The organism is Empedobacter sp. UBA3239, assembly GCF_002362875.1.
GTDB lineage: Bacteria > Bacteroidota > Bacteroidia > Flavobacteriales > Weeksellaceae > Empedobacter > Empedobacter falsenii_B.
Map to the genome: position 1 here is coordinate 1 of NZ_DEVJ01000069.1, position 14,357 is coordinate 14,357.

Consider the following 14,357-nt stretch of genomic DNA (forward strand, 5'->3'; position numbering starts at 1 on the left):
TTGAGACAGCCTCTTTTTTTATTCTATAATTGTTATTTCTTCAACTCCAAGAAAGCATCAAAACCTTTTTCAAATTCTTCTAATGTCACTAAATGTGTCATATCAGCATCAAAAATTTGCTCGATATTTCCGTTTTGTTTTTGAAGATTTTCTACAAATTCAATCTGAAATTTTGGTTCGATCACATCATCTTTTAAACCTGTGAAAATTAAATTTGATTTTGTTGGAACTCCCTTTAATAATTGTTCTGGCAAAAATGGTTTTAAACGTTCTACTGCAATTACAGCAGGATTAAACATCAAAACTGGAACATTTAATAGTAATCCCAAATAATAACTTATCATTCCGCCTAAACTTGTTCCTGCAATAAATTCGATTGGTTCTTTTGTAAAATATTCTACCAAATCTTGAATCAAAGTTGGTGCATTATCGTAATCAATTGTTGGTGCGTAACATTCTCCCAAAGAATCTAAATATTCTCTCTTTTCATCTGTTACAAAACCTTGGTAGCCGTGTAAGTATGCAAATTTCATTTGTTTAAAATTTTAATAATTTGATACTGAAAACTTTCAGTAGTTAATGTAAAAATACTAAAAAACCCTTTCCGAAAATTTCAGAAAGGGTTAAAGTTATATAAAAAATCTTTTTAGTTTACTGATTCAGTTTCCTCTACAGATTCTTCTTTTTGAGTATTTGGTAATTCTCCTTTGAACAAGAACGAAATAATTTCTTTGTTCACTGTGTCTAACATTCTTTGGAAGATATGGAAAGATTCTTGTTTGTAAACAACCAACGGATCTTTTTGTTCATAAACCGCATTTTGAGACGTTTTACGTAAATCATCAACATCACGTAAGTGCTCTTTCCAGTTATCATCAATCAAGCTTAATACAACTGATTTTTCGAAATCTTTGATTAAAGTTTTTCCTTGAGATTCGTATGCTTCTTTCAAATCACAAACAACTGTCATTTGACGAATTCCGTCTGTAAATGGCACTTGAATACGAGAGAACATATGTCCTTGATTTTCGAAAACATTCGAAATTACAGGGAAAGCTGTTTCTGCAACATATTTCATACGTGCTTTGTAATCTTCAATTGCTGCGTCGTACGTAATATTTGTTAAATCTTTGATTGATTTAGATCTAAATTCGTCTTCTGTAACAGGAGTTCCCATTGTAAAGAATTTAATTAAATCTAATTCATATTGACCAAAATCTTCGAAATCTTTGTTAGATTTTACAACAGAAGCTGCAACATCATAAATCATGTTTGCAATATCAACTTCCAAACGATCTCCGAACAATGCATTGTGACGACGTTTATAAATTACTTCACGTTGTTTGTTCATTACATCATCATACTCTAACAAACGTTTACGAATACCGAAGTTGTTTTCCTCCACTTTTTTCTGTGCACGCTCGATAGATTTTGTAATCATAGAATGTTCAATCACATCACCATCTTTATGTCCCATACGGTCCATTAATTTTGCAATCCTTTCTGAACCGAATAAACGCATTAATGAATCTTCTAATGAAACGAAGAATTGAGATGATCCTGGATCTCCTTGACGACCAGCACGACCACGTAACTGACGGTCTACACGACGAGAATCGTGACGTTCTGTACCAATAATTGCTAAACCTCCAGATTCTTTTACTTCTTTCGTCAATTTAATATCGGTACCACGACCAGCCATATTGGTTGCAATAGTTACAGCTCCTGGTTTACCAGCTTCTGTTACAATATCAGCCTCGCTTTTATGTAATTTCGCATTTAATACGTTGTGATTAATTCCACGTAATTTTAAAGCTTTTGATAATAATTCAGAAATCTCGACATTGGTTGTACCAACTAAAACTGGACGTTTGTCGTCTTGAGATAAACGAACAATTTCCTCGATTACTGCTTTATATTTTTCACGATTTGTTTTGAAAACAATATCGTTTTTATCGTTACGTAAAATTGGGCGGTTTGTTGGAATAGAAACAACATCTAATTTATAAATTTCCCAGAACTCACCTGCCTCAGTTTCCGCTGTACCAGTCATACCTCCTAACTTGTTGTACATACGGAAATAGTTTTGTAATGTAATCGTCGCAAACGTTTGTGTCGCTGCTTCAATTTTTACATTCTCTTTCGCTTCAATTGCTTGGTGCAATCCATCAGAATAACGACGACCATCCATAATACGACCTGTCGATTCGTCAACGATTTTTACTTCACCTTCCACCACAACATACTCGATATCTTTTTCGAATAATGTATATGCTTTTAACAATTGGCTTAATGTATGAATACGCTCAGATTTGATTGAGAAGTCTCGGAAAAATTCTTCTTTCATTTGAAGAATTTCTTCTTTCGTTTTTCCTGAATTTTCAATCGCTCCAATATTTGTCGAAACATCTGGTAAAATGAAGAAATTTTCATCTTCCATACCTTTAGACAAATACTCAATTCCTTTATCTGTTAAATCTGATTGATTTTGTTTTTCATCAATAACAAAGTATAAATGCTCATCAACTTTTGGCATTTCACGGTTATTATCCTGAATAAAATGCGCTTCTGTTTTTTGTAATTGAGCACGAATACCATCTTGAGATAAGAATTTGATTAATGGTTTGTATTTTGGTAAACCACGGTAAACTTGGTATAATTTGAAACCACCTTCTTTTAAATCTCCTTGTTTGAATAATGTTTTTGCTTCGTTCAATGTTTTTCCTAACATCTCACGTTGCATTTGATATAAACGATCAATTTTTGGTCTTAATACATCAAATTCGTGACGATCTCCTTGTGGAACTGGACCAGAAATAATCAATGGTGTACGAGCATCATCAATTAAAACTGAATCGACCTCATCGACAATCGCAAAATTTAATTCACGTTGTACCAAAGCATCTGGAGTGTTTGCCATATTGTCACGTAAATAATCGAAACCAAATTCATTATTTGTTCCATAAACAATATCAGATGCATACGCATTGCGACGACCTGGAGAGTTTGGTTGGTGATTATCGATACAATCTACTGATAAACCATGGAAAGAGAAAATTGGACGCATCCACGCCATATCACGTTTTGCCAAGTAATCATTCACCGTTACTAAGTGAACTCCACGACCAGTTAATGCATTTAAGTAAATTGGTAAAGTTGCAACCAACGTTTTACCTTCTCCTGTTTGCATCTCCGCAATACGACCTAAGTGTAAAGCCGTACCACCAATAAACTGAACATCGTAATGAGACATATCCCATGTTACTTGACGACCAGCTGCATCCCAAGAGTTTTTCCAGATTGCAGTGTTATCATCTTTAAGAGAAACGAAATCGTGTCCACGATTTACCAAAACTTTATCAAACTCAGAAGCTGTCACTTCTAACGTTTCGTTTTCAGTAAAACGTTTTCCTGTTTCGCGCATTACAGCAAAAGCATCTGGCAAGATTTCTAATAAAATCTTCTCTTCGACTTCGTATGCTTCTTTATTGATTTTATCTATTTTAGCGTATAAATCTTCTTTTACACCAAAATCTTCTGTTTCCTCAACTTGTTTTTTTAACTCTTCAATTTGAGTTTTAAGATCTTTTGTAGCTTCAACTAATTGAGCTTTAAATCCATCTGTTTTTTCTCTTAATTCATCAATTGTTAATGAACTAAGCTTTTGACCAGCTTCATTCGCTAAGTCAACATATTTTCGTAATTCTTTTACATCTTTAGCATTCTTATCACCTAAGAAACCTTGTAAAATTTTGTTTAAAATATTCATATTTTTCTGCGTTCTTCGTCAAAATTAGCCACAATATATTTGAGACTAATTAAGATGCAAATATACGTTAACTATGTTAGTTATAGATTATAGAATCGAAAAAAGCCCCAATTTGGGCTTTTTTATTTTTAATATTCGTCCTCGTTCCAAAGGAAATCGTCGTCCGTTGGATAGTCAGCCCAAATTTCCTCAATGCTTTCGTAAGAATCTCCTTCATCCTCAATAGATTGTAAGTTTTCTACAACTTCCAAAGGTGCACCAGTACGAATTGCGTAATCAATTAATTCATCTTTTGTTGCTGGCCAAGGTGCATCACTTAAATAAGATGCTAATTCTAAAGTCCAATACATAGCTTATATTTTTTATTATTAGTAGAGACAATTAAACTCTAATTTATTTTCTAAAATTTGATTTTTTGCAAATCAAATAATCTGCCAAAGTCAAACTGTCAGTATTTATGTTAAAATTAAATTTTTTCGTTCTCTATATTTATTTAATTTTATGCCTAAATATAACGAAAATGGACACGAATATAACAAAATTATTTGCAATAAAATATCCAATTATTCAAGGTGGTATGATTTGGAATAGTGGTTGGCGATTAGCGTCAGCTGTAAGTAATGCTGGAGGACTAGGTTTAATAGGTGCTGGAAGCATGTATCCTGATGTTTTACGCGAGCATATAAAGAAGTGTAAAGCTGCTACAAATCATCCTTTTGGCGTTAATGTTCCAATGCTTTATCCGAATATTGAAGAAATTATGCAGATTATTGTGGAGGAAGATGTAAAAGTTGTTTTTACTTCTGCTGGAAATCCAAAAACGTGGACAGAAACTTTAAAAAAAGAAGGAATAACTGTTGCGCATGTTGTCAGTAGTGCCAAATTTGCACAAAAATCACAAGATGCAGGTGTCGATGCTGTCGTGGCAGAAGGTTTTGAAGCTGGTGGACATAATGGCAGAGAAGAAACGACTACACTTTGTCTTATTCCGAATGTGAAACGTCAAATCAATATTCCGTTAATTGCTGCTGGAGGAATTGGAACAGGTTCTCAAATTTTAGCTGCATTTGCGTTAGGTGCAGATGGAGTACAAATTGGTTCTCGTTTTGCCGCAACGCAAGAATCGTCTGCGAATCAAGCTTTCAAAGATGTGATTGTAAATGCACAAGAAGGCGATACGCAACTTACATTGAAAGAATTAGCGCCTGTTCGATTGATTAAAAATGATTTTTATAATCAAGTTCAAGAAAAATATCAACAAGGTACAACCGCAGAAGAATTGAAAGAGCTTTTAGGTAGAGGTCGTTCTAAGAAAGGAATGTTTGAAGGTGATTTGGTGAATGGAGAATTAGAAATTGGTCAAGTTTCATCATTAATCGATTCTATTCCGACAGTTGCAGAAGTTTTTGACGATTTATTAGTAGATTATCAAACTGCAAAAGATAAATTAATTCGATTATAATCATCACAATTTTATATTTTTACAAGGATGCAAAAGCATCCTTTTTTAATTAGCATAAATGATGAAACAACTTTTAAATATTGTATTTTTCTCTTTTTCGATTATTAGTTTTGGTCAACAATCTGATCAAGAAAAGTCAGAAAATGGAGCAACCATAAAATGGCAGAAATATGAAATTAACAACAATAAATGGGGCGAACACAAAATAAAAAAAGGTGTATATTCACAAAGAATTTTCACAACCGACACAGCGGCTGGTTGGAAATGGCAAACACCTGGCAAGAAATATGGCGTGGTGGGTTATCCTGAAATTTGGTTTGGGGAAAGTGCTTGGTTTAATTTAGCTGACATCAAAACTGATAATTATTTCAAGAATATAAATGAGGTAAAAACTTTTGAAGTTGAGTATAAAACGAAGTTAAAAGTTAATGACAAAAAATATAATTTAGCTTTTGATTTTTGGTTACACAATTCGCCAAAAGTCGCTCTACAAACCATCGGAATTGAAGTGATGGTTTGGGAAGATTATAATAAATTCAAGCCATTTGGTAAAAAAGTTGGAAATATTTTTACAACATTTGGACAATATGATATTTACAGAGATCATATCATCAAAAAAGATTTGAATACAAGCTGGGATTATATTGCTTTTGTTCGAAAAGAAAAACGAACTTCGGGAAAAGTAAATGTGATGGAGTTGATAAATGAGATGAATAAACGAAATTATATTGGGCAAAACGTCTATTTATCTTCGTTTGAATTCGGAACTGAAATTCTAAATTCTACGGGAAATATTTTGGTTGAACAATATGAATTAAAAATAGAATAAAAAAAGCTGTCAAAATTTGACAGCATTTCATTTATAATCTTCCTTGTTCTTTTAATTTCCAATAACGCATTAGTCCATTAACAGACATCCAGCATGGATTGGCATATTCATACACCTGAATTTGATCTTCTGTCAAACCTAAATCTTTATAGTTTTTTGTGACATAATCGATAAAAACAGGCACAATTTCTTCTGTCGGAATTTGATCATCATACATCGGTTTGATATAATTAGACCAATCATCCAACGATTTTTCTAATTGATCAAAATGATTTTCTAAATCTTCGTGATAGCCATAATGCGTCGGATAAATTCCTTTTGCATTAATTTTTCTCAATTTAGCAATCGATTCTTTCCACAATTCGATATTAATATCTGGTGGCGGACAAGGCGGTACAACAGGTCCGTTTTCGATCTTCACTCCTGCTACATCTCCTGTAAAAATAACATCATCCAACACATAAGCATTGTGATGAACAGCGTGTCCAGGCGTATAAACAGTCTGAAAAAACGCATCACCAAACTCCACACTTTGTCCATCTGCCAAACCAACCAAATATTCTTCGTCAATTGGTTTCATTTCTCCCCACAAACGATCCATATCATCGCCATAAATCATTTTTGCAGATTCCCACAATTTTTCAGGATTTTTCAGATGTGGCAAACCAATCGGATTTAAGAAAATTGTTGCGCCATGTTCTGTAAATTTCCATGCAGCACCAGCGTGATCAAAATGAATATGTGTAATTAAGATATTTTCGATATCGATTACTCGCCAACCTAACGCTTCAATACCAGCTTTCAAATTCTCAAAAGTTGAATATGGTCCTGGATCAACCAAAATTGGTCCTTGATCTGTTTCGATTAAATAAGTTGCGATTGCTTCGTTTTCATTCTGAAAATTAAGATCGATTGTATGTATTTTTGGCATGTTATAATATTTCTTCTATGGTATAATTGATTCCGTTAAATTCTAATTTATCTCCAGCTCGTTTTCCAACTAAAGCATCAAAAATAGGCGCTTGTGTACTAATTCCCACAAACTTTTTATTTTCCCATTCAAAATCTTTGAAAGATAAACCAATTACAAAATTCACTTTATCTGTAAACACAACATTTCCTTCTGTAATTTCGTCAATCAATTCAGGTTTTAATGCTTTAAAATTTTCTAAATCTTCAGTTGCTTGATTGATACGAACTCGTAAACTTCTCGCCGCATCTGTCGATTGACTTTGTTGTGCAAAATCATCTAACTCTAAACTTGATTCTTCGTCTAAATCTGCACCTTCTGCATAAATTTGTTCCGATTCTTTTAACGCATCAATTTCATTTTGTTTCAATTGAATTAAATGTTGAATAACATCTTTTCTAATATGTTTTTTATTCATTTTTGTAGTTTTATGTTAGTATAAACTTACAAAAAATAAAAAACTCCTAAAAGTATTTTTAGGAGTTTTATCGTTTAATTAAGATATTCGGTAATGTAATCTTCTAATTCAAATTTTGTCATAGCTTGATCATGGAAAACCTTTTTCTCGCCTTTATTATAAATGATTGTTACAGGAATATTTCCTGCCCATTTCGGATCAAATGACGGAATCCATTCATTCATTCGTTTGGTATCATCCAACAAAACAACTTCTGCATTTATCTTATATTCAAACATAAACTTCTTCACTTTATCGATAATTTTTGGTCGATCCAACGAAACCAACAACATCTTAAAATTTGGATTGTCTTTGTATTTTTCATTAATTTCCATAAACGCTGGAATCTCCTCCACACAAGGCGCACACCACGTTGCCCAAAAATTAACCACCACAACTTGATCTTTATAATTTGCTATTTTATCGTGCAAAGCTTCATATTTTACCGTTTCTACAGATTGTGCATTTACAGTAGAAAAAGCCAAAATTCCCATTAAACCTAGGAAAGAAAATAGTTTCATATTTATTTTTTAAAAATATTTATTCAAATGTAATAGAACAAGAATCAATCCAAGCTATTTTTCTCTAAATTTTGTTGAATAGAATATTAAACCGATTTTTGTAAAAAAATAATCAATTTGTTTTCAAAAGAAGATGCTTATCGCATAAAAAAGGATTTTTGGATTTCGTATGGAACGTATATGAAATTGCAGATGAATGCCGAAGGAACGCGTATTAATTGGATAAATTACAAAACGGATGTAAAAGGTGTTTATTTCAGAACGGATGTCGAACGCAAGTTTGCAGAGGTTTCTATTGAAATTTCGCATCCAGATCCGTCCGTTCAACTGATGATTTATGAACAGTTTGAGGAATATGAAAATGTTTTGGAAAGTTATCTTGGCGAAAAATGGATTTGGACAAAAGAAGATTATGATGAAGATGGAAAAATGATTTCAACGATAAAAATGCGTCTAGAAAACATTAGTATTTTTAGAGAAACCGATTGGCCGCAGATTATTCCGTTCCTAAAAGATCGAATGATTAATTTGGACGAATTTTGGTGCGATCACAAAGATAGTTTTGAAATTTTCAAAGAATTATAAAGCAAAAGAAGCTCAATATTGAGCTTCTTTTTTATTTCAATTTAAGCAATCTCGCAGGTGAAATTCTCGATTTCTAATAATTCATTCGTTTCTTCCAAAACTTCGTTTCGTTGTTCATTGGATAAGTTTAATGAATCTAAAAACTTATTATTTTGTTGTAAATCTTTCACCAAAATACATTCTTTCGACAAAAGAACTTTTTCTTGCTCTGGTGTCAAAGTCGTTAAACATGTAATTGGATACAAAGCCGCATTATCAACCAAATATTTGATACTATTTGTTTCAGGATAATCCCAAGAAATCAATCCAATTCCATAATAATTTGCAAAATCTATACTATCCGTCGTTAAATACGCATTCGTTACCAAGAAACCTTTTGTTGGTTTCATATCTCGTCCAAAAAAATGATACGTATGGCTTTCTACATCTTTCATTCGTGATAAAAAATACATAGGCGTTGTCACCGAAATTTTGGCATCTTCGTCATTTCTAAATTTACATTCACAGAAAAGCAATTGATCTCCTTTAGAAGCCACCACATCAATTTCGTGCGTCACCGCATTTCCTTGTACAATTTCCGAATGCAACGATTGATATCCTGCTGCTTGCATCACTCTTCCAATCCATTTTTCGAAATAATATCCTTCTGGTCCCAAATCTCTCAAAGCTCGTTTTAGGCTATAACGCGCCGCATACGAATTTCTATAATTTTTAAGATGAGCAAAAGCTATACGATACAATTCTCTGGTCGGAATTCCGTCGTAAAGATCTTTCGAAACTAATTCGAAAACTTCTTCAACTTCCTCTTTTTTTGCACCAGATTTCGTTAACGAACGTTTTAAAGCTTTTGGATCATATGGGATTAACTCGCCCGAGTTTTTCTTTACTAACATATTTTAAGGTTGAATTTTATTCTTAACGAATTTAAATAATTCTGATTAAAATACCTTAAAAGTTTAAATTCTAAATAAAGGTTATCTTTGCAAAAGTTTTAAAATCAATACATGAAATTAGATACATTTTTACAAGAAAGAAGTGGTAACCAATGCGAATTGACGGGAGTTACAGAAAATTTGGCTATTTATGAAGTGAATCCTGATGCGAGTAGTAATCCTGATCGAAATGTCTACATTACACAAAAATGTATTAACCAAATTGAAAAGAAAGAGGAATTAGATGTTTCATTTTGGGAATCATTTTTACTTTCTTCTATGTGGAGCGAAGTTCCTGCCGTACAAGTGCTTTCTTGGCGAATGCTAAATCGTTTTAGAAACGAATCTTGGGCTGCTGATGCTTTGGATATGATGTATTTGGATGACGAAAACATGGAGTGGGCAAAAGCTTCTGGAGATCATGAAGGTGACGGAAGTGTGGATTTGCACAAGGATAGCAACGGAAATATTTTGGTGAATGGAGATACCGTAACATTGATTAAAGATTTGGATGTAAAAGGTTCTTCTATCAATGCAAAAATTGGAACTGCTGTACGAAATATTCGTTTGGTTCATGATAATACCGAACAAATTGAAGGAAAAGTAGACGGACAATTAATCGTTATTTTAACGAAGTTCGTGAAAAAACAAGCATAAAAAATCCACTCAGTTGAGTGGATTTTTTTGTTTTATTAAAATTCAATTTACTTTTCTATTTCTTTCAAGTTTTCCATTTTCTTTGTTACTAAGAAACCTTTGATATCTTCAAAATGTTCTTTGACACGTTTATTTCCAAACTCAAAAACTTTTTCTGCCAATCCATCTAAGAAATCACGATCGTGGGAAACTAAAATTACTGTTCCTTCAAATTCTTTCAACGCATCTTTGATAATATCCTTTGTTTTCATGTCCAAGTGATTTGTTGGCTCATCTAAAATCAAGACATTATAAGGTTCTAACAATAACTTCACCATTGCCAAACGTGTTTTTTCTCCACCAGAAAGCACTTTTACTTTCTTGTCGACATCATCACCTTTGAACATAAACGCACCCAAAATACTTTTGATTTGTGTTCTGATATCACCTTCTGCAATGCGGTCTACAGTTTCGAAAATGGTTAAATCTTCATCTAACAAAGCAGCTTGATTTTGAGCAAAATATCCGATTTGCGCATTATGTCCGATTTCTAATTTTCCATCGAAATCAATTTCATTCATGATAGCTTTAATCATTGTCGATTTACCTTCACCATTTTTTCCTACCAAAGCCACTTTTTGACCACGTTCAATCACCATATTTGCATCTTTAAACACAATATGATCACCATACGTTTTATCTAAATTTTCGACTACAACAGGATATTGTCCCGAACGAGCTGCTGCTGGAAATTTCAATTTCAAAGCTGAAGTATCAACCTCATCAACTTCGATAATATCTAGCTTTTCTAACATACGAACGCGCGATTGCACTTGTTCTGTTTTAGAGAAAGTTCCACGAAAACGTTCAATAAATAATTTATTTTCAGCAATGAATTTTTGTTGTTCATCATAAGCTTTTTGCTGATGAATTCTACGATCTTGACGCAACACTAAATAGTCAGAATATTTGGCTTTGTAATCATAAATTCGTCCCATTGTCACTTCGATTGTACGATTCGTAATATTATCGACAAATGTGCGATCGTGCGAAATCACCATAACAGCTTTGGCTTGATTTTTCAAGAAATCCTCTAACCATTGAATAGATTCGATATCCAAGTGGTTTGTAGGCTCATCTAATAAAATCAAATCTGGTTTACACAAAAGAATTTTAGCCAATTCGATTCGCATACGCCAACCTCCCGAAAACTCAGAAGTTGATCGATCCAAATCTTCTTGCGCAAATCCCATTCCTTTCAAAACCTTTTCCACTTCGGCTTCGTAATTTACTTCTTCTATCGAATAAAATTTTTCACTGACTTCCGAAACGCGTTCGATTAACTTCATATAATCATCACTTTCATAATCAGTTCGTACAGTTAACTGCTCATTTAATTCATCAATTTCATTTTTCATTGATAAATATTCAGCAAAAGCTTTCGACGTTTCTTCGCGAACAGTACATTTATCTTCGGTCAACAAATGTTGTGGTAAATAAGCAATTACCGCATCTTTTGGCGCTGAAATATTTCCCAAAGAAGGTTTATTGATTCCTGCAACAATCTTAAGTAAAGTAGATTTTCCTGCTCCATTTTTACCCATTAAGGCAATTTTGTCATTTTCGTTTATCACAAAACTAACTCCACTAAACAACGTTGAAGAACCGAATTGAACGGCAATATCATTAACTGTAATCATAAATTTTATCGAATAATTGCGACAAAGATAATTGAATGAGAAAGATTTTACTAAACTTTCATATTTTTACAATAATTTCGACTCTAAACATTTAAAAAATGATAAAATCTATATTTTTTTCAATTATTCTACTAATAAGTTGTTCTGTAAAAGAAGAGTCAATTGACAAAGGTACTTTTAGAATAAAAAATGATACAATAAATTCCTTTACGAGTGTTACTATTGATGATTCAACTTTTCTTGAAAGAGGTTATAATAAAAATGGATTTGTAATGACTATAGACACCGTTAGATTAAGAGGAAAAGATAGAAATATAGGAAGTTTAATAGGCTGGAGTAATGATATGTATTATGAAAAAAATATTCTTAAGAATGTAATGCTTACTGAAAATTTACGAGTGAATAATAAAATAATTAAGAATCAATTAATACTCTTGAAAAAAACACCTAATTCAAAAAAAGGTACTATAAATAATGTATTTAGTTTTTATTACAAACCTACCAAAGATTCTATCATTGTAAATATTCCAAAAGATATGTTAGCAAGCTTTGAAAAATTAGAAACATATGTTTGTATTTTATGTTCTGATGAATTAACTAATAACTTTTCAAATAAAGAGACTATTAAAAAATATGATACAATATTTATTGACAAAAGAGTAAATTCCAGCTCCACAAGCAAATATTTATTCTTTGATTCTAAAAATATAAAACAAAATCAAAATTGTTATTTCCAAGTAATACAGAAAGAAAAGGATAATTCAATTACAGAAACTAATATGTATTTAAAAAAATAAAAAAAGCTCGAGATAATCTCGAGCTTTTATATGTTGTAAAGAATTTCTTAAACTGTTAAATCTTCACCAATTTCTAATAAAATCAATTGAATATGACGCGAAAAGAAAATAGATTTTGCTTCTGCTTTATCAATTTTAATTGGTGGAAATGTATCGTAATGATAACCCAAAACCTTAGTTGCTTGCACATATTCAGCAGCAATAGAAGCACTTTTTGCACCCATCGTAAAGTTGTCTCCGATTGGTAAAATTGCTAAATCAAGTTGTCCAATTGTGTCTGGAATCAACTTCATTTCGTACGTCAAAGCTGTATCACCAGCGATGTAAACACGCTTTCCTTCACTTTCGATAATGTAACCATTCGGATCCCCTCCATACGTTCCATCAGCAAATGAACTCGAATGAAATGCAATCGTCGATTGAATCGAACCAAAATCAAAACTAAATTTACCACCCGTATTCATTCCGTGTGCTTTCAAACCTCTTTCCGAATAATAAGAAGCAATTTCTGCATTCGAAATAATCAAAGCTCCTGTACGTTTTGCCAATTCTTCCACATCATACACATGATCTTGATGCGCATGTGTAATAACAATATAATCTGCTTTTAAACTTTCGAAATCGATGTTTTTTGCTAATTCATTTGGTGTAATAAATGGATCAACAACAATGTGTTTACCGTTTGCTTCAATCGCAAGCGAGGCATGTCCTAAGTATTGAATTTTCATTATATATTTTTTTGTAATTAACGAATTAAAGTATCAATAAAATCAAAACCGATTAAGCTATATCCCAACAATACAGCGAAAAATAAAGCTAACATTGCTACTTGTTTCAAAAATGGATCGAAATCTTTTGGATCTTTTACTGCAAAAATTTGACGACGAATAGCATTTGCAAAAAAGATTAAAATTAAAAATACAAAACCAGATAATTTACCTGCTTTTAGAGGTGACATCGTTACATATAATGCACTTAATGCGAACGGAATCGTCATTAAAGCCATTTGGTAATATTTACTTTTTTGAAAACCTAATTTTGATGCAACGGTAATTTTACTGTTTTTGACATCATTTTTCACATCACGCATATTGTTCAAATTTAGCACTGCTACACTCCAACATCCCATCGAAGCTGCAGGTAATAAAATTTGCCATTGAAAAACTTTAGAATATAAAAATTCTCCACCTGCAACAGCTAAAATCCCAAAGAATAAGAACACAAAAACATCACCTAAACCAATATATCCGTATGGTTTTTTACCCATTGTATAAGCCATTGCTGCAAAAATAGACGCAACTCCCAGTCCAAGAAAAATGTAAATATATTTCATATCATTTGGATAAAAAGATACATACAACAATGCTGCAACGCAAGCTAAAGAAATTACAACCATAATTCCAATAGCTATTTTAATTTGGTTTTGAGTTATCAATCCAGATGCTACAGCACGCTGCTCTCCTACTCTATTTGCGTCCGTTCCTTTTACCGCATCGCCATAATCATTCGCGAAATTTGATAAAATTTGGAAAGCCAAAGTTGTTAAAAGTGATAAGAAAAATATATCATTTCGAAAGATTCCTTCTGATTTTGCAATAAATCCAGCCAATAATAATCCACTCAAAGAAAGTGGTAATGTGCGAAGCCTTGCGGCTAATATCCATTTTTTCATACTGAACAAAGATAATGAAGATTTTAC

General features: G+C 32.4%; 15 protein-coding genes. 5 read left to right on the forward strand and 10 right to left on the reverse strand.

Annotated elements, in window-relative coordinates; genetic code table 11:
* Nucleotides 1–32 precede the first annotated feature (32 nt).
* The 3 genes from B4G36_RS10480 to B4G36_RS10490 form a co-directional block, all read right to left on the reverse strand.
* Nucleotides 33–533 (reverse strand): YqiA/YcfP family alpha/beta fold hydrolase, encoded by a 501-nt coding sequence (locus B4G36_RS10480; protein WP_291063878.1) that lies wholly within the window; start codon nt 531–533, stop codon nt 33–35.
* Between the two features lie 113 nt (nt 534–646).
* Nucleotides 647–3,769: a preprotein translocase subunit SecA gene (gene secA / locus B4G36_RS10485; RefSeq protein ID WP_291063880.1), complete on the reverse strand. Its 3,123-nt coding sequence runs from the start codon at nt 3,767–3,769 to the stop codon at nt 647–649.
* A 128-nt stretch (nt 3,770–3,897) separates the two neighbouring features.
* The gene (locus B4G36_RS10490) at nt 3,898–4,119 is read right to left on the reverse strand and encodes a DUF2795 domain-containing protein (protein WP_019976296.1); all 222 of its coding nucleotides are present in this window, start codon (nt 4,117–4,119) and stop codon (nt 3,898–3,900) included.
* A gap of 170 nt (nt 4,120–4,289) precedes the next feature.
* Between B4G36_RS10490 and B4G36_RS10495 the strand changes: the two genes are divergently transcribed.
* On the forward strand, nt 4,290–5,231 hold the full coding sequence (locus B4G36_RS10495; protein ID WP_180904779.1) for an NAD(P)H-dependent flavin oxidoreductase: 942 nt from the start codon (nt 4,290–4,292) through the stop codon (nt 5,229–5,231).
* 61 nt (nt 5,232–5,292) lie between these two features.
* Nucleotides 5,293–6,060 carry a GH12 family glycosyl hydrolase domain-containing protein gene (locus tag B4G36_RS10500; protein ID WP_291063884.1) on the forward strand — a complete coding sequence of 256 codons (768 nt, stop codon included), beginning with the start codon at nt 5,293–5,295 and terminating at the stop codon, nt 6,058–6,060.
* Nucleotides 6,061–6,091: 31 nt separating this feature from the next.
* On the opposite strand, the gene B4G36_RS10505 is transcribed toward B4G36_RS10500, so the two are convergent.
* The 3 genes from B4G36_RS10505 to B4G36_RS10515 all read right to left on the reverse strand — a co-directional run bounded on the left by B4G36_RS10505 (nt 6,092) and on the right by B4G36_RS10515 (nt 8,008).
* Nucleotides 6,092–6,991 (reverse strand): MBL fold metallo-hydrolase, encoded by a 900-nt coding sequence (locus B4G36_RS10505; protein WP_291063886.1) that lies wholly within the window; start codon nt 6,989–6,991, stop codon nt 6,092–6,094.
* A 1-nt stretch (nt 6,992) separates the two neighbouring features.
* A complete protein-coding gene (locus B4G36_RS10510; protein ID WP_291063888.1) occupies nt 6,993–7,448 on the reverse strand; it encodes a hypothetical protein in 456 nt (151 codons plus the stop codon).
* A 74-nt stretch (nt 7,449–7,522) separates the two neighbouring features.
* Entirely contained in the window at nt 7,523–8,008 is a 486-nt protein-coding gene (locus tag B4G36_RS10515; RefSeq protein WP_291063890.1) for a TlpA family protein disulfide reductase, read from the reverse strand.
* 117 nt (nt 8,009–8,125) lie between these two features.
* On the opposite strand from B4G36_RS10515, the gene B4G36_RS10520 reads away from it, so the two are divergent.
* Nucleotides 8,126–8,593, forward strand: a complete 468-nt coding sequence (locus B4G36_RS10520; protein WP_052217563.1) for a DUF4268 domain-containing protein — start codon at nt 8,126–8,128, stop codon at nt 8,591–8,593.
* A gap of 41 nt (nt 8,594–8,634) precedes the next feature.
* Here the strand turns inward: B4G36_RS10520 and B4G36_RS10525 are convergent, their stop codons facing one another.
* Nucleotides 8,635–9,486, reverse strand: a complete 852-nt coding sequence (locus B4G36_RS10525; RefSeq protein WP_280045369.1) for an ATP cone domain-containing protein — start codon at nt 9,484–9,486, stop codon at nt 8,635–8,637.
* Nucleotides 9,487–9,597: 111 nt separating this feature from the next.
* On the opposite strand from B4G36_RS10525, the gene B4G36_RS10530 reads away from it, so the two are divergent.
* Nucleotides 9,598–10,182, forward strand: coding sequence for a PhnA domain-containing protein (locus B4G36_RS10530; protein ID WP_291063894.1), 585 nt, complete (start codon nt 9,598–9,600; stop codon nt 10,180–10,182).
* Nucleotides 10,183–10,229: 47 nt separating this feature from the next.
* On the opposite strand, the gene B4G36_RS10535 is transcribed toward B4G36_RS10530, so the two are convergent.
* Nucleotides 10,230–11,861 carry an ABC-F family ATP-binding cassette domain-containing protein gene (locus B4G36_RS10535; protein WP_291063896.1) on the reverse strand — a complete coding sequence of 544 codons (1,632 nt, stop codon included), beginning with the start codon at nt 11,859–11,861 and terminating at the stop codon, nt 10,230–10,232.
* Between the two features lie 98 nt (nt 11,862–11,959).
* On the opposite strand from B4G36_RS10535, the gene B4G36_RS10540 reads away from it, so the two are divergent.
* Entirely contained in the window at nt 11,960–12,658 is a 699-nt protein-coding gene (locus B4G36_RS10540) for a hypothetical protein (protein WP_291063898.1), read from the forward strand.
* Between the two features lie 47 nt (nt 12,659–12,705).
* Here the strand turns inward: B4G36_RS10540 and B4G36_RS10545 are convergent, their stop codons facing one another.
* Together B4G36_RS10545 and menA are read right to left on the reverse strand one after the other, a co-directional pair.
* Entirely contained in the window at nt 12,706–13,386 is a 681-nt protein-coding gene (locus B4G36_RS10545) for a metal-dependent hydrolase (protein ID WP_286500855.1), read from the reverse strand.
* A 17-nt stretch (nt 13,387–13,403) separates the two neighbouring features.
* Nucleotides 13,404–14,330, reverse strand: coding sequence for a 1,4-dihydroxy-2-naphthoate octaprenyltransferase (gene menA, locus B4G36_RS10550; protein ID WP_291063901.1), 927 nt, complete (start codon nt 14,328–14,330; stop codon nt 13,404–13,406).
* Between the last annotated feature and the right edge of the window lie 27 nt (nt 14,331–14,357).